Origin of the sequence: Blautia sp. MSK.20.85, from assembly GCF_013317245.1 — a bacterium.
Taxonomy (GTDB): Bacteria; Bacillota; Clostridia; order Lachnospirales; family Lachnospiraceae; genus Blautia_A.
Genome location: NZ_JAAIUN010000015.1, coordinates 31,776 through 47,299, shown reverse-complemented (window position 1 = coordinate 47,299; position 15,524 = coordinate 31,776). Strand labels below are relative to the sequence as shown.

Here is a 15,524-nt window from a genome sequence, read left to right as displayed (position 1 = left end):
GTGTGGTGAAGGAGCTTTTTTTATGTAAAATGCCTGCAGGAGCAGGTGCATTCAGTAAGGGAGGATTTTATGCTGAAGGTAGCAGTATATGGAAAGGGCGGTATCGGAAAGTCCACAGTGACTTCCAACCTGGCGGCGGCGTTTGCGGCCATGGGAAAAAGAGTGATCCAGATCGGGTGCGATCCAAAAGCGGATTCCACCATCAATCTTCTTGGTGGCGAACCTCTCCGGCCGGTGATGAATTATATGAGGGAAGAAGATGAGGAACCGGAGAAACTGGAAGATATATCGAAAGAGGGTTTTGGCGGCGTTCTCTGTATTGAGACCGGAGGTCCCACACCGGGACTTGGCTGTGCGGGAAGAGGAATTATCGCAACGTTTCAGCTTTTGGAGGATCTGAAGCTTTTTGAGACCTGGAAGCCGGATGTGGTACTTTACGATGTGCTTGGAGATGTGGTGTGCGGTGGTTTTGCGGCGCCGATCCGGGAGGGCTATGCGGAAAAAGTCCTCATTGTCACATCCGGGGAGAAGATGGCACTCTATGCAGCCAATAATATTTCCAGTGCTGTTCGGAATTTTGAGGACCGCAGCTATGCGAGGATCTTTGGAATCGTGCTGAACCACAGGAATGTGGAGAATGAGACCGAGAAGGTGCAGGCTTTTGCGGAAAAAAGTAATATTCCTATTGTTGGTGAGATTCCCAGGAGTGATGAGATCATCCGCTGGGAAGACCAGGGAAAAACGGTGATCGAGGGTGATGAGAATTCTGAGATCAGTGAGAAATTTTTTGCGCTGGCGCGGAAGCTGCTGGAGAGTGAAGGGACTGTGCAGGAGAAGGAGGACGTATGAAAAAGAAAGCATATTTTGCAACAGCAGAAGAACTGGAACGGCTTGGACCGGAAGCGATCCCGCCGCAGATGATCTCCGGGAAACATCTGATCTACAGTTCTCCGGCAACGCTGGCATTTAATTCTCCGGGAGCGGAAGGCTTCGGGGTAAAACGTGCGGGGCTTGCAGTGCCGGATTCCATTATGCTGATCGTGGCGCCCGGATGCTGTGGAAGAAATACTTCTCTTATCAGTTCCATGCCGGAGTATAATGACCGTTTTTTTTACCTGATGATGGACGAGACAGATATTGTCACAGGCCGTCATCTGAAAAAGATCCCCAAAGCGGTAAAAGAGATCTGTGACTGCTGTGAGAAGAAGCCGTCGGTGGTGATGATCTGCATCACCTGTGTGGATGCGCTTCTGGGAACGGATATGGAACGTGTCTGTCGGAAAGCAGAGGAAAAAGTGGACATTCCGGTGCGTCCCTGTTACATGTATGCGCTGACACGTGAGGGCAGGAAGCCGCCCATGGTCCATGTGCGCCAGTCCTTATATTCTCTTCTGGAACCACAGAAGAAAAAAGGAAATGTGGTCAATCTCCTGGGATTTTTTTCGCCGCTGGTGGATGACTGTGAGCTTTATGATCTGCTACATCAGGCTGGTGTAAAAACCATCCATGAGATTTCCAGATGTAAGGATTATGAGGAATACCGGACCATGTCCCAGGCTAATTTCAATCTGGTGCTTCATCCGGAAGCAAGGTTTGCGGCAGAGGATTTTCATAACCGGCTGAAGATCCCGTTTATTGAGCTTCGAAGGCTCTATCAGATGGATAAGATCGAAAATCAGTATCGGGCTCTGGGACAGGTCCTTGGGGTGGCTTTTGACCAGGAGCAGTATAAGGATGAGGCTTCCAGGGCGGTGGAACAGTTCCGAAAAGTCTGTCCGGATGCCTCCTTTGCAGTAGGGGAGTGCATGAACGGAGATCCTTTTGAGCTGGCACTTGCGCTGGTGCGCTATGGATTTCAGGTGCCGGAGATCTATGGAACTATTACAGCTGAGAATTTTGTATACATACGACATTTGGCTAAGTTGAGCCCGGGCACGAAGATTTTTTCCAATATGGAACCTACCATGCTGTATTATGATCCAGCAGAGAGTGGCGTAAATCTTACGATTGGTAAGGATGCGGGATATTATCATCCGGATCAGCCTAATGTAGTCTGGAATCAGGACCGTCAGCCTTATGGGTATGCAGGGGTACGTAGATTATTTGAGGCACTCCTTGAGACTGCGGTGGAGCAGGATAAGAGGAAGGGGGAGAGAGCATGAGAGGACTTCGGAAATATCTGACACCCTTTGCCCCGGATCAGTCAGGAGCAGTGTCGGTTCTGTATGAGCTGGGCGGGATCATCGTGATCTGTGATGCCGGAGGCTGTACGGGAAATGTCTGCGGCTTTGATGAGCCAAGATGGTTTGAGCGCAAAAGTGCCGTGTTCAGTGCGGGACTTCGGGACATGGATGCCATCCTGGGACGGGATGACCGCCTGGTTGCCAAACTTGTGGATGCGGCAGAAAAGGTGGAGGCAGGCTTTGCGGCAGTGATCGGAACGCCGGTGCCCGCCGTGATCGGAACGGATTATCAGGCACTGAAGCGGATGTGCGAGAAAAAAACAGACCTTCCGGTACTTGCGGTAAATACCGATGGAATGGAGCTTTATGACGGGGGAGAACGGAAGGCTTATTTGGAACTTTTTAAAGTTTTTGCCCGGGAAAAACTGCCGGTGGAGACGGGCAGGGTGGGCATCCTTGGAATGACGCCACAGGATGTCAGTGACCTGAAGGCGGCAGATAAGCTCCGGGAAAAATTTAAGTCTCAGGGGCACCAGGCAGTCTGCTACGGAATGGGAGATGGGCTTGATGAAGTAAAAAAAGCCTCCTCTGTGGAAAAAAATATCGTGGTTTCTCCAGCGGCACTGGAATGTGCCAGATATCTTGAGAAAACTTTCGGAACGCCTTATGAGGTGGGATATCCGCTGGTGGAGGAACTGGTGCCGGATATGGAGTATGCAGGGAAAAAAATTCTCATCGTGCAGCAGCAGGTGATGGCCGGTTCCATAAGAGAGGAACTTCAGAAACGTGGCGCAGATGGAGAGATCACAGTGGCAAGCTGGTTTTCCATGGAAAAAGATCTCCTGGAAGAGGGGGATGTGCCATTGAAAGATGAGGAAGATTACATGGATCTGGTGGAAAAAGGCAGATATGATGTGATCTTTGCAGATCCCTGTATGAAGCGGATGGCAAAGACGTTTTCCGGTGTGTTTGTGGATGCGGTGCATTTTGCGGTATCCGGAAAGTGCAGGTAGACTTAAGAGCAGGGCATAAAGTTACATACATACTGTAACCGGATCAGGGGAGCTGGTTACAGGGAATGGAGAACATATGGAGTGCGAAATTACAAAAATGATCCGTGTTTACGGAATCGTCCAGGGTGTGGGCTTCCGCCCTACGGTCAGCCGTCATGCCATGGCAAGGGGAATCCGTGGCAGTGTGTCCAATAAAGGACCCTATGTGGAGATTTTTGCCCAGGGCAGGCAGCAGGATGTGGACGGTTTTATCGGAGATATTGAGAACAGGCCGCCGAAGCGTGCGGCCATCCTGAAGCTTCTGGTGGAACCGGTGGAGGAGCCGGAGGAATTTACGCAGTTTGATATCATTGAAAGCGAGAAGACAAAGGGCGAGATCTTTGTTTCTCCGGATATTGCCATCTGCGACGAATGTAAGGAGGAGATGTTTGATCCGAAAAACAGGCGGTATCTGCATCCGTTTATCAACTGTACCTGTTGTGGCCCGAGGCTGACGATCCTCGATTCCCTTCCCTATGACCGGGAGCGTACCAGCATGAAAGAATTTCCCATGTGTCCGTCCTGTGCGGATGAGTACCATAATCCGGACACCAGACGTTATGACGCCCAGCCGGTGTGCTGCAATGACTGCGGGCCGGAGGTCTATCTCATTGGAAGAGAGGAACGTGGCCGGGAGGCGATCACTTATACGAGGAAGACCATTGCTTCCGGCGGGATAGTGGCCATCAAGGGAATCGGTGGTTTTCATCTCTGTTGTAATGCCACCAGTGAGGAGGCCGTACAGCGGCTCCGGAAACTGAAACGGCGTCCGGTGAAGCCTTTTGCGGTGATGGCACAGGATCTGGAAACCGTGAAAGAAGTCTGTCAGGTCAGTGAGGAGCAGGAGAAGATCCTTACCGGGCATCAGAAACCGATCCTGCTGCTGGATAAGCTTACTGAGATGTCCTGTGGACAGAAAACAGATGCGAAACTCATAAAATATGGAAAGAACATCGGGAAAGACCAGGGCAGATCAGAGGCAGAATGCGGAAAACCAGCGGAACTCTGTGAGAGTATCGCTCCCGGGAATCCAAAAGTCGGTGTGATGCTTCCCTACGCACCGGTGCAGCTTCTTCTTTTTCATTATGACGATGGAATTGAGATGCCGAAGCTTCTGGTGATGACCAGTGGAAACACATCCGGCGCACCGATCTGCAGAGACGATCATGAAGCTGTGGAAGAACTTTCTTATTTATGTGACTGCATTCTTTCCCATGACAGGAAGATCCGCATCCGGGCCGATGATTCGGTGATGGATTTTTATAAGGGAGAGCCATATATGATCCGGCGCTCCCGTGGATATGCACCTCTTCCGTTTATGGTTTCCACACCCTGGAAGGGACAGGTGATCGCGGCAGGTGGAGAGCTTAAGAATACATTCTGCATTGGTGTGGATAACCGTTTTTATCCGTCCCCTTATGTGGGTGATCTGGAGGATCTTCGAACGGTAAAAGCCCTGAAGGAAACCATAGGCCGGCTGGAAACACTTCTGGAAGTACAGCCGGAAGTGGTGGTCTGTGACCTTCATCCAAAATATAATTCCACAGTGGTGGCCCAGGAACTGGGGCTTCCCGTTCTGAAAGTGCAGCATCATTACGCACATATTTTATCCTGCATGGCAGAAAATGACTGCGAGGAAAAAGTGATCGGTGTTTCCTTTGACGGAACCGGATATGGAACAGACGGGACGATCTGGGGCGGTGAGATCCTGATCGCAGATTATCAGGGATTTACAAGGCTTGGAAGTATCCAACCTTTTGTACAGGTGGGAGGAGATGTTTCCGCAAAAGAAGGCTGGCGGATCGCCGTTTCCCTGATCTGGCAGAATACAGGAGATTTGGAGAAAACTCTTGATACTGTCCAAAAACTGGGACTTTGCACAGAGCAGGAAGCAAAAGTGCTGGTGACCATGGCTCAGAGAAAGCTCAATGCAGTGACTTCCACCAGTGCTGGACGGCTTTTTGACGGAGTCAGTGCGATCCTGGGAATCCGAAGGGCGTCTACTTTTGAAGGGGAAGCTTCCACGGCGCTGGAGTTTGCTGCGGAAGCGTGGAGAGCGCAGGAGATACAGAAGAAAAATGTGGATACTGTTTCTGGAGAAAGAACAGATATAAAAAGAAATGTAGAAACAACCGGTGCAGATGAAAAGCCGGAAACCGGGAACAGGAAGATTATTTTAAATACAGGTGACATCGTTGCACATCTGGTCCGGGAAAAGCTGGAAGGAGAAGATTCCGGGAAACTGGCTTACGAATTCCACCGGGCGCTGGCGGATGAGATCCTTGCAGCCTGTGAGGAAGCAGAGCAGGAAACTGGTATCCGGAAAGTGGCATTAAGCGGCGGTGTATTCCAGAACCGGCTTCTTCTGGAACTGGTAGATGACGGGCTTGCAGAAAAAGGCTTTGAAGTTCTGAAACATAGTCTGATCCCGCCAAATGACGGAGGGATCGCGCTGGGTCAGGCAGCATATGGAATGGCTTATGTGCAGCGGCACAGACAAGTATAAAGGTGATAGATCATGCAGATGCGGATCGCAGATATCCGCCTGATGAAATATTTTACGATGTATGGAGTATACAGCAGAAATGCGGGATGGAGGCATAGATATGTGTGTAGGATTATCAGCAAAAGTAGTAAAGATCAGTGACGGAACCGCAGTGGTAGATGCTGGCGGCGCAAAGAGAGAAGTTTCCGCCCAGCTTCTGGGAGATCTGGAGCCGGGAGATTATGTGATGGTACATGCTGGTGTTGCCATTGCAAAGATCACTGACGATGACGAGGAAGAGACAGACCAGCTGATGGAGGAACTGCTGTGATGGAAGAGAAGAAAAAAACAGCAAGAGAGATCATAGAAGGATATCAGGGGCCGCCGGTGCGGATCATGGAAGTCTGCGGAACCCATACTCACGAGATTTTCCGTCTGGGGATCCGCAAGCTTCTGCCACCGCAGGTGGAGCTGATTTCAGGCCCGGGCTGCCCGGTCTGTGTAACACCGGTAGGCTTTATTGACGAGGCGGTTTATCTGGCTCTGGAAAAACAGGCGACCATCTGTACCTTCGGTGACCTTGTCCGTGTACCGGGGACAAAGAAAAGCCTTGCAGATGCCAGGGCAGAAGGAGCCAGGATACGTATCGTCTATTCACCGGCAGATGCGGAAAAATATGCGAAAGAACATCCAAAGGAGCAGGTGGTATTTCTTTCTGTTGGTTTTGAGACGACGACACCTGCAGGCTGTCTTTCCGTGAAAAAAGCCAGAGAAGATGGCCTTTCCAACTACTCTCTCCTTGTGGCAAACAAGACCATGCCACAGGCTTATCAGGCATTAAAAGGCAGTGCGGATGTGTTCCTTTACCCGGGACATGTCAACGCCATTACAGGGACTGCACTCTGCGAACGTCTGGCAGAGCAAGGCGTCAGTGGTGTAGTGGCAGGATTTACAGCGAAGGAGCTGCTTACGGCGCTGGCAGTTGCACTGGTCCGTTTCCAGGAGGGAAAACCTTTCTTTGTAAACTGTTATCCGCGCGTGGTAAAAAGCGAAGGAAGCCCGGAGGCACAGACACTGATCGAGGAACTGATGGAACCCTGCGATTCCGAATGGCGTGGACTGGGTGTGATCCCGGGATCCGGCCTGGTGCTCCGGAAAGAATGGGAAGCTTTTGATGCCAGAAAAAAATATGCGGTGCCGCCGATCAAAGGCAAACCAAATCCGGCCTGTCGCTGTGGCGATGTGCTTCAGGGAAAATGCAAACCGTCGGACTGCAGGGTATTTGGAAAAGTCTGTACCCCGCAGCATCCGGTAGGAGCCTGTATGGTATCCAATGAAGGAGCCTGTTCCGCATATTTTATGTATGGGAACTGATTGATCAACTGTCCGGTTTAATGGACTATAATACAGGAATACATGTCATACAAACGAAGGATCACATCTGGAAGATCGGACTATATGATACAGATCTGATATCCGTTTGAACGATCGTAGAAAGAAGATGAAAATTATGGATAATAAAACAGTAACCATGGCACACGGTGCCGGAGGCCGTCAGACCTCAGAACTGATCGATGAAGTATTTAAAGCACATTTTGCAAACCCGGATCTTACAGCCGATGATGCGGCAGTGCTGGTCCCGCCTGCAGGAAAAATGGCCGTATCCACCGATGGATTTATTGTTTCTCCGGCATTTTTCCCGGGAGGAAATATCGGCAAGCTTTCCATCTGTGGAACAGTTAATGACCTTGCCTGCATGGGAGCGAAACCGATGTATCTCACCTGTGCTTTTGTGATCGAGGAAGGTTTTCCCATGGAGAAGCTGGAAGAAATTGCCGCAGCCATGGAAAAAACAGCGAAAGAAGCCGGCGTGCGTATTGTTTCCGGAGATACCAAGGTGGCAGGAAAAGGACAGGTTGACGGTGTGTTTATCACAACAACCGGAATGGGTGAGATCCAGGATGGCGTGAAGGTAGGCGGTGAGCTGGCAAAACCGGGAGATGCCATCATTGTGACCGGTGATGTGGGAAGACATGGATGCACCATTCTTCTGGCAAGAGAGGATTTTGGCATCGACGCGGATGTGACAAGTGACTGTGCACCGCTTTGGGGAACTGTAAAAGAAGTGATGGATGCCACCCATAACCTTCATGTGATCCGCGATGCCACAAGAGGCGGCGTGGGAACCGTTCTCTATGAGATTGCAGGCCAGAGTAACGTGGGAATCCGTCTGGATGCGTCGTCTGTTCCGGTAGCTCCGGAAGTAAAAGGTGTCTGCGGTATGCTGGGCCTGGAGCCACTTTATCTGGCATGTGAGGGACGTATGGTGATCATGGCGCCAAAAGAAGAGGCGGAAAAGATCGTGGAAGCACTGCGTAAATGTCCGTATTCCAAAGACGCTGCCATTATTGGTGAGGTTACCGAGGACCAGCCTGGAAAAGTTGTCATGACTACGGAAATCGGAACTCAGGCATTACTTCCGCAGCCAGGCGGGGAACTTCTGCCGAGGATCTGCTGACAGATACAGACAGCATAGGAAACAGAAGGTGAGCGGAAAGAAAAAACGATTTCAGCCTGGAAAATTATCAGTAACAAAACAGAGTCCAATAAAACGGACAGTAAAACAGACACTGGAAAGGAGAGGCGGATCTTATGGATACAAGAGTGGCACTGATCTCGATCATTGTGGAAAACAATGAGGTGATCGATGACATCAACCGTTTTCTTCACGAAGCGGGAAAATATATTATCGGGAGAATGGGAATCCCCTACCGGGAAAAAGGTATCAACATCATCAGCATTGCCATTGATGCGCCACAGGATGTGATCAGCTCTTTATCCGGAAAGATTGGCCGTCTCAGGGGAGTTTCCGCAAAAACGGCATATTCCAATGTGATCACAAAAGCGGAGGACAGGAAATGATAAGAGTTGCGGTATACGGAAAGGGCGGCATCGGAAAATCCACCACAGTTTCCAATGTGGCAGCCGCCCTTGCGGAAAAAGGAATGAAAGTGATGCAGATCGGCTGTGATCCCAAGGCAGATTCCACCATTCTTCTCCGGCATGGGAAAAAAGTCCCCACAGTGCTGGATCTTTACAACGAAAAGCGCCAGGACCTGAAACTTGCAGATATGGTGCAGATCGGATACGGGGGTGTAGTCTGTGTAGAAGCCGGCGGCCCTACACCTGGACTTGGATGTGCGGGAAGAGGTATTATCACTGCGCTGGAAAAACTGAAAGAAACCGGAGCCTATGAGACCTATAAACCGGACATTGTTCTCTACGATGTACTGGGAGATGTTGTCTGCGGCGGTTTTTCCATGCCCATGCGAAAAGGGTATGCAGATAAAGTATTTATCATCACCTCCGGAGAAAACATGGCCATCCATGCAGGGGCGAATATTGCCATGGCGGTGGAAAATTTCAGAAACAGAGGCTATGCATCTCTGGGAGGGCTGATCCTGAACCGGCGGAATGTGCCAAGAGAAGAAGAAAAAGTCCGGGAGCTGGCAGAGGATTTTCACACCCAGGTAGTAGGAACTCTTTCCAGAAGTGACCTGGTTCTTGCGGCAGAGGAGCAGGGAAAAACGCTTCTGGAAACTTATCCGGAAAGCGAGATGGCAGGAGAATACCGGACGCTGGCAGAACAGATCCTGAATGCATGCAGGGAGGATGGCACATGTTAAAAAGAGTTGGCGATCGGGAGTTTCCGGGAAAAACAGAAGTATTTATAAAAGAAGCTTCTTTTCCGGTGCCCTTTCAGCCGGGGCTGGAATTTAATTCCCCGGCCCACGGAAACTGGAATATCGTACATACGGGAATGCTGGTTCCGGAAGCGCAGCAGATCTACGTCTGTGCAGACAACTGTATGCGAGGCGTTGTGCTGACTGCGGCGGAAATGAATGCAGCAGACCGTTTTTCCTTTGTGATCGTGGAGGAAAAAGATCTTCTGGGTGGAAATCTGGAGGATGTGACCATTGAAGGGGTGACAGATGTCCTGAAGCGTCTGGATAAGAAGCCAAAGGCAGTGCTGCTTTTTACCGTATGTCTCCATCATTTTCTGGGCAGTGATCTGGACCGGATCTATGGAGAGCTGGAAAAAAGATTTCCGGAGATCTTTTTTATGCGGTGCTTCATGGATCCCATCATGCAGAAAACAGGCCCCACACCGGATCAGAAGCTTCGCCTGGCCATGTATGATGCCGTGCAGGAGAGAAAGGCAGATCCAAAATGCGTGACGGTTCTGGGCAGTGATTTTGCGCTGGATGAAGGTTCGGATATCTGCCGGATCCTGAAGAAAAACGAAATCCTGCTCCGAGAGATACCGACCTGTGAAACCTGGGAGGATTATCAGAACCTGGGAGAGGGAAGTCTGATTCTGAACTGTTACCCTGCCGGAAAATTCGGGGCAGAAAAACAGGCCGAAAGACTGGGAAGGCCTTTTTTGTATCTGCCGGGAAGTTTTGATTATGGGGAGATACAGGAACAGGAAGAGAAGCTGCTGGGAATGCTGGGACAGCAAAACAACAGGAAAACAGGAAAAATCAACGGCCTGGATATCGAAAAAGAGATCCGGGAATGTGAGGAGGCTCTTTCTCATGCACACCAGATCATCGGTGACACTCCCATAGCAGTGGATTATCTTTTTCATCCAAGGCCCCTGGGACTTACAAAACTTCTCCTTACCCATGGATTTCAGGTACAGTCCGTTTTTCTGGACAGTATCAGCCCGGAAGAAAAAGAGGTATTTTTCTGGCTGAAGGAGAATTATCCGGAGCTGAAGTTGATTTCCACTGTCCGTCCGGAGATGAGGGTGCGGACACGGCAGCAGTCCGAAAAAATCCTTGCCATCGGTCAGAAAGCAGCCTGGTTTACCGGAAGCCGAAATTTTGTCAATATGGTACAGGGCGGCGGGCTCTGGGGATTCGACGGAATCAGACATACCGCGCAGCTGATGGTGGAAGCATTTCATGAAGAAAAAGATCCGGAAGATCTGATCGTTCGAAAAGGATGGGGGTGCGAAAGCTGCATATGAGACAGGCATATCGAATTATACCGATTTATACGGCAGACGTGTCCGGTGTCTGTTCCGCTTTGTATGAGCTTGGAGGAATGACGGTGATGCATGATCCTTCTGGCTGTAATTCTACCTATAATACCCACGATGAGATCCGTTGGTATGACCAGGACAGCCTGATTTTTATCTCAGGCCTTACGGATATCGATGCGATCATGGGAAATGATGAGAAATTTCTCCGGGATATCGAAGATGTGGCGGAGGAACTGAAACCGAAATTTATTGCTCTTGCAAGTTCCCCGATTCCCTTTATGAACGGAACAGATTTTCCTGGACTTGCCCGTGCACTTACGGCCGAGACAGGGATTCCGGCGTTTTCGGTTCCAACCAGTGGTATGCATGATTATGTGTATGGAGCAGGGCTGGCACTCTCTGAGATTGCCAGACATTTTACCGGCGCTGCAGAGAAGAGAAAACGGAAATTAAATCTTCTTGGAGTAACACCCCTGGATTTTGGCCCCCAGCCGATGGTAGATGCCATGAAAAAACGTCTGGAAGAACGAGGCTGGGAGATCCTTTCCACCTGGGCTATGGGTGATACGCTGGAAGAACTTGGGCGTGCCGGTGAGGCGGAGGTAAACCTTGTGGTATCTTCCGTGGGAATCCCGGCTGCCAATGTTCTGAGAGAGAAATTCGGGACACCATTTCTGGTGGGAACGCCGGTGGAAGGCTATGAAGATGAGATTTCGGACGCACTTGAGAAGGCAGCGGGGAGCTTTTATGAAGCGTTTGAGTATAAAAAAGAAAATCCTGCGGAGAAAAATGGAACGCAGATTTCTGGCAGACAGGAAGAGCTGTGGAAAGTAACTCCGGACCAGGTGCTCTATCTGAGAAAAAAAGACAGCCCATTGTCAGGATTTATCCCCACTCCGGACATCACCCTCATCGGGGAACCGGTTACCATGGGCTCCCTGGCAGCAGCCATAGAGCAGAAGTGTGGAAAAAAAGTTCAGCTTCTCTGCCCGCTGGAGATCACAGAAGGACTCCTCCGCCGGGGAGATGAAGCCATCCGCGGGGAAGAAGCCATGGAAGAAAAACTGAAAACTGCCAGGATCATTGTGGCAGATCCTCTCTACCGCCCGATCTGCCCGGAAAGTGCCACTTTTTATGAGATGCCGCATATTGCATTCTCCGGAAGAATCTATCTCAAAAATTTGTATAATTTCAGAAAAACCACATAAACTATAAGAAACCGGAAAGGCGTTGCAGAAATAGCAGCGCCTTTTTATGACGGTAAAACTGGTGAACGGATCTTATATGGAGGGATTTTTATGTGGGGATTTCTGTCGGCGCTGATCTCGGGCGCACTGATGAGCATTCAGGGAGTATTTAACACAAATGTAACAAAACAGACAAGTCTGTGGGTTTCCACCGGATGGGTGCAGTTTTCCGCATTTCTGGTCTGTGTGGCTGCATGGCTTTTTACAGGTAGGGAAAGTATCGGTGCACTGTGGCAGGTGGAGAATAAATATACGCTGCTTGGAGGCGTGATCGGTGCGTTCATTACCATTACCGTGATCCAGAGTATGGGCAGTTTGGGGCCAGCGCGGTCAGTTATGCTCATTGTGATCTCCCAGCTTGCAGTGGCTTATCTCATAGAACTGATGGGACTTTTTGGAGTGGAAAGAGCGGATTTTCAGTGGAGAAAGCTGTTTGGAATGCTGATCTGCATTGCAGGCGTGGTCATTTTCAAATGGAAATAGAAATAAAAGTATTGTAATATTTGTAATACTTCGTTAAAATAAGGTATGGTTTTGTATGAGTAACGGGGCACCTGCCATCACATCGGCAAAAAGGAGTGAACCCCTGACCCATGAAAATAAAATCACATATCAGAAGTGTTCAGCTTATTTTTTCCATATTTATGTTTCTGATCTTTGCAGGACTGACAGGTTGTAAGGATGATGGAGCAGAGTTTCTGGAAAAAGAACTGGTGCAGGAAGAAAGTGTGGAGACATCCGGGAGGGATGCGGAACAAGAAGATCCTACGGACACGGAAAATGGAGTATCTGAGAAGAAGTCTGCACAGATGCAAGTGGATACAGGACAGGAAACGGCAGCTGCGAAACAGCAGCCGGAGACCTCAGAGATTCCAGAAACGATCTACGTAGACATCTGCGGAGCAGTAACCAGCCCCGGAGTCTATGAACTTCCATCCGGCAGCCGTGTTTTCCAGGCTATTGAGAAAGCCGGCGGATATCTTCCGGAAGCTGCGGCAAGTTATCTCAACCGTGCGAAGGGACTTTCCGACGGACAGCAGATCTATGTGCCCACCCAGGCAGAAGTGGACAGCCAGATGATCCAGGTTACTGAGAATGGACAGGAAGCCACATCAGAAACCGTCCCCGGAAATAACAACGGAGAGGAATCTGCCGGAGAAAATACCGGTACAGACCAGAAAATCAATCTGAACACCGCTGATGTATCCCAGCTTACCACTCTCACAGGTGTAGGGGAGTCCAAAGCCCTGGCGATCATCGCTTACAGGGAAGAAAACGGCCCTTTTACTTCCACAGAAGACATTATGAGCGTGCCTGGTATCAAGGAAGGAACCTATGAGAAGATAAAGGATAAAATAGCAATAAAGTAAGGAGCGTTAAATGAGCAGGAAAGTATTGGTAGTAGATGATGAGAAACTGATTGTCAAGGGACTTCGTTTCAGTCTGGAGCAGGATGGAATGGAAGTGGACTGTGCCTATGACGGAGAGGAAGCTCTGGAAAAAGCCAAGGCAGGAGAGTACGATATAATTCTTCTGGACCTGATGCTTCCAAAGATGGATGGTCTTGAGGTATGCCAGCAGATCCGTGAATTTTCCAATGTCCCGATTATCATGCTTACAGCAAAAGGTGAGGATATGGATAAGATTCTGGGCCTGGAATACGGAGCAGACGATTATGTGACCAAACCGTTTAATATTCTGGAAGTCAAGGCCCGTATCAAGGCGATCATCCGCCGTGCAGGCAGCAACCAGAACAAACAGGAGAAAGCCAAGACCGTGGAAGTCGGAGAACTGAAGCTGGACTGCGAAGGACGCCGTGTATTTATTTCCGGAAAAGAGATTAACCTTACAGCCAAGGAATTTGATGTGCTGGAACTTCTGGTATTCAATCCGAACAAGGTATACAGCAGAGAAAATCTTCTGAATATCGTATGGGGATATGAGTATCCGGGAGATGTCCGTACAGTAGACGTACATATCCGTCGTTTAAGAGAAAAAATTGAGGCCAATCCCAGTGAGCCGAAATATGTACACACCAAATGGGGTGTGGGCTACTATTTCCAGGCATAAGCTGTGAAGATCAAAAAAAGCGGCAAGTTTTTTAAAAGTCTCCGCTTTCGTATTCTGATCATCCTGATCATACTGGGAATCGTACCAAGTGTCATTGTAACGGAAATGGTCATTGCCAACTATGAAGACCGTGCCATTGCCAACCGTGTGCAGAGCATGGAAAATATCTGTGACATCATGTGCGACCTGCTTATCAAAGAGAATTATCTGAATGACTCCAGCTCGCAGACAGTAAACAGCAAGCTGGAGTTGTTGTCTAATATCTATGGAGGAAGAATTCTCATTGTAGACAGGGATTTCAGGATTATTAAGGATACCTATGGCGTGGATGAGGGAAAAACTCTGGTATCCCAGAAAGTAGTAAACTGTTTTAAAGGGGAAGATGCCTACCGTTATGATTCCGACAGCCAGAAGCTGATCCTGGCTGTTCCGGTAAAAAGCCCGGAAGTAAATCAGGTGCAGGGTGCCATGATGATTATGGCTTCTTCCAGTGAAGTGACGTCAACCATCCGGGAACTGGAGCAGAAAGGAATCCTGATTATTGGAATTATTGTAGTTCTGGCCATATTCCTGGGATATATCCTTTCCACAGTTCTGGTGAAACCTTTTGCCAGAGTAACAAAAGCCATCGAAGATCTGACAGACGGATATCAGAATGAAGAAATCTCCGTTCCGGATTATACAGAGACAGCGCTGATTACGGATGCATTTAATAAGATGCTTTCCAGAATGAAAACCCTGGATGAATCCAGACAGGAATTTGTATCCAATGTGTCTCATGAGCTGAAAACACCGATGACTTCCATGAAAGTTCTGGCAGACTCTCTTGTAGGACAGCAGGGGGTTCCGGAGGAACTGTATCAGGAATTCCTTTCTGATATTACAGAAGAGATTGACAGAGAGAACAAGATTATCACAGATCTGCTCTCCCTTGTGAAAATGGACAAAAAGGCAGCAGATATGAATATTACCAATATGAATATCAATGAACTGCTGGAAAATATCCTGAAACGTCTGCGGCCGATTGCAGATCAGAGAAGTATTTCCCTGATCCTGGATTCTTTCCGTCCAGTCAATGCAGATGTGGACGAAGTGAAGTTTACGCTTGCCATCAGCAATCTGGTAGAGAATGGAATTAAATATAATGTAGATGAAGGATGGGTCCGTGTAACACTGGATGCGGATCATAAAGATTTCTTTGTAACTGTTGAAGATTCCGGCCTTGGAATTCCTGAAGAATCCATAGAAAGGATTTTTGAGCGTTTTTACCGTGTGGACAAATCTCATTCCAGGGAAATTGGAGGAACCGGTCTCGGACTTGCCATTACCAGAAGTTCCATAGCCATGCATCACGGAATTATCAAAGTATCCAGCAAAGAAGGAGAGGGAACCACATTTACCGTGAAGATTCCTCTGTCCTATATTCCGTCCTAGGAG

General features: G+C 49.1%; 15 protein-coding genes. All 15 read left to right on the top strand.

Annotated elements, in window-relative coordinates:
- The first annotated feature begins 69 nt into the window (after nucleotides 1-69).
- The 15 genes from G5B12_RS09905 to G5B12_RS09835 all read left to right on the top strand — a co-directional run bounded on the left by G5B12_RS09905 (nucleotide 70) and on the right by G5B12_RS09835 (nucleotide 15,521).
- Nucleotides 70-849 (top strand): nucleotide-binding protein, encoded by a 780-nt coding sequence (locus tag G5B12_RS09905; protein ID WP_118062705.1) that lies wholly within the window; start codon nucleotides 70-72, stop codon nucleotides 847-849.
- A complete protein-coding gene (locus tag G5B12_RS09900) occupies nucleotides 846-2,162 on the top strand; it encodes a nitrogenase component 1 (RefSeq protein ID WP_174088133.1) in 1,317 nt (438 codons plus the stop codon). The genes G5B12_RS09905 and G5B12_RS09900 overlap by 4 nt, the downstream gene beginning before the upstream one ends.
- Nucleotides 2,159-3,196, top strand: a complete 1,038-nt coding sequence (locus tag G5B12_RS09895; protein ID WP_021977519.1) for a nitrogenase component 1 — start codon at nucleotides 2,159-2,161, stop codon at nucleotides 3,194-3,196. Before G5B12_RS09900 ends, G5B12_RS09895 begins: the two co-directional genes overlap by 4 nt.
- Before the next feature lie 76 nt (nucleotides 3,197-3,272).
- Nucleotides 3,273-5,741, top strand: a complete 2,469-nt coding sequence (locus tag G5B12_RS09890) for a carbamoyltransferase HypF (RefSeq protein WP_148448458.1) — start codon at nucleotides 3,273-3,275, stop codon at nucleotides 5,739-5,741.
- A 100-nt stretch (nucleotides 5,742-5,841) separates the two neighbouring features.
- The gene (locus G5B12_RS09885; RefSeq protein WP_022426401.1) at nucleotides 5,842-6,051 is read left to right on the top strand and encodes a HypC/HybG/HupF family hydrogenase formation chaperone; all 210 of its coding nucleotides are present in this window, start codon (nucleotides 5,842-5,844) and stop codon (nucleotides 6,049-6,051) included.
- The gene (gene hypD / locus G5B12_RS09880; RefSeq protein WP_119247808.1) at nucleotides 6,051-7,094 is read left to right on the top strand and encodes a hydrogenase formation protein HypD; all 1,044 of its coding nucleotides are present in this window, start codon (nucleotides 6,051-6,053) and stop codon (nucleotides 7,092-7,094) included. The genes G5B12_RS09885 and hypD overlap by 1 nt, the downstream gene beginning before the upstream one ends.
- A gap of 136 nt (nucleotides 7,095-7,230) precedes the next feature.
- Complete coding sequence (gene hypE, locus G5B12_RS09875) at nucleotides 7,231-8,238, top strand: hydrogenase expression/formation protein HypE (RefSeq protein WP_174088132.1); 1,008 nt, start codon at nucleotides 7,231-7,233, stop codon at nucleotides 8,236-8,238.
- Nucleotides 8,239-8,372: 134 nt separating this feature from the next.
- Entirely contained in the window at nucleotides 8,373-8,642 is a 270-nt protein-coding gene (locus G5B12_RS09870) for a TM1266 family iron-only hydrogenase system putative regulator (RefSeq protein WP_118070726.1), read from the top strand.
- Nucleotides 8,639-9,406, top strand: a complete 768-nt coding sequence (locus tag G5B12_RS09865; RefSeq protein ID WP_174088131.1) for a nitrogenase iron protein NifH — start codon at nucleotides 8,639-8,641, stop codon at nucleotides 9,404-9,406. Before G5B12_RS09870 ends, G5B12_RS09865 begins: the two co-directional genes overlap by 4 nt.
- Nucleotides 9,400-10,755, top strand: coding sequence for a nitrogenase component 1 (locus G5B12_RS09860; protein WP_118169824.1), 1,356 nt, complete (start codon nucleotides 9,400-9,402; stop codon nucleotides 10,753-10,755). The genes G5B12_RS09865 and G5B12_RS09860 overlap by 7 nt, the downstream gene beginning before the upstream one ends.
- Nucleotides 10,752-11,978: a nitrogenase component 1 gene (locus tag G5B12_RS09855; protein WP_174088130.1), complete on the top strand. Its 1,227-nt coding sequence runs from the start codon at nucleotides 10,752-10,754 to the stop codon at nucleotides 11,976-11,978. Before G5B12_RS09860 ends, G5B12_RS09855 begins: the two co-directional genes overlap by 4 nt.
- Nucleotides 11,979-12,068: 90 nt before the next feature.
- Entirely contained in the window at nucleotides 12,069-12,500 is a 432-nt protein-coding gene (locus G5B12_RS09850; RefSeq protein WP_021977510.1) for a DMT family transporter, read from the top strand.
- Between the two features lie 110 nt (nucleotides 12,501-12,610).
- Entirely contained in the window at nucleotides 12,611-13,387 is a 777-nt protein-coding gene (locus G5B12_RS09845; protein WP_244096080.1) for a ComEA family DNA-binding protein, read from the top strand.
- 10 nt (nucleotides 13,388-13,397) lie between these two features.
- Nucleotides 13,398-14,087, top strand: a complete 690-nt coding sequence (locus G5B12_RS09840; RefSeq protein ID WP_021977508.1) for a response regulator transcription factor — start codon at nucleotides 13,398-13,400, stop codon at nucleotides 14,085-14,087.
- A 3-nt stretch (nucleotides 14,088-14,090) separates the two neighbouring features.
- Complete coding sequence (locus G5B12_RS09835) at nucleotides 14,091-15,521, top strand: sensor histidine kinase (RefSeq protein ID WP_021977507.1); 1,431 nt, start codon at nucleotides 14,091-14,093, stop codon at nucleotides 15,519-15,521.
- Nucleotides 15,522-15,524: the final 3 nt, after the last annotated feature.

Coding starts and splice junctions, on each gene's coding strand:
- G5B12_RS09860 (WP_118169824.1), top strand. CDS start 9,400: ATGTTAAAAAGAGTTGGCGATCGGGAGTTTCCGGGAAAAACAGAAGTA.
- hypE (WP_174088132.1), top strand. CDS start 7,231: ATGGATAATAAAACAGTAACCATGGCACACGGTGCCGGAGGCCGTCAG.
- G5B12_RS09855 (WP_174088130.1), top strand. CDS start 10,752: ATGAGACAGGCATATCGAATTATACCGATTTATACGGCAGACGTGTCC.
- G5B12_RS09865 (WP_174088131.1), top strand. CDS start 8,639: ATGATAAGAGTTGCGGTATACGGAAAGGGCGGCATCGGAAAATCCACC.
- G5B12_RS09900 (WP_174088133.1), top strand. CDS start 846: ATGAAAAAGAAAGCATATTTTGCAACAGCAGAAGAACTGGAACGGCTT.
- G5B12_RS09840 (WP_021977508.1), top strand. CDS start 13,398: ATGAGCAGGAAAGTATTGGTAGTAGATGATGAGAAACTGATTGTCAAG.
- hypD (WP_119247808.1), top strand. CDS start 6,051: ATGGAAGAGAAGAAAAAAACAGCAAGAGAGATCATAGAAGGATATCAG.
- G5B12_RS09905 (WP_118062705.1), top strand. CDS start 70: ATGCTGAAGGTAGCAGTATATGGAAAGGGCGGTATCGGAAAGTCCACA.
- G5B12_RS09895 (WP_021977519.1), top strand. CDS start 2,159: ATGAGAGGACTTCGGAAATATCTGACACCCTTTGCCCCGGATCAGTCA.
- G5B12_RS09890 (WP_148448458.1), top strand. CDS start 3,273: ATGGAGTGCGAAATTACAAAAATGATCCGTGTTTACGGAATCGTCCAG.
- G5B12_RS09845 (WP_244096080.1), top strand. CDS start 12,611: ATGAAAATAAAATCACATATCAGAAGTGTTCAGCTTATTTTTTCCATA.
- G5B12_RS09885 (WP_022426401.1), top strand. CDS start 5,842: ATGTGTGTAGGATTATCAGCAAAAGTAGTAAAGATCAGTGACGGAACC.
- G5B12_RS09850 (WP_021977510.1), top strand. CDS start 12,069: ATGTGGGGATTTCTGTCGGCGCTGATCTCGGGCGCACTGATGAGCATT.
- G5B12_RS09870 (WP_118070726.1), top strand. CDS start 8,373: ATGGATACAAGAGTGGCACTGATCTCGATCATTGTGGAAAACAATGAG.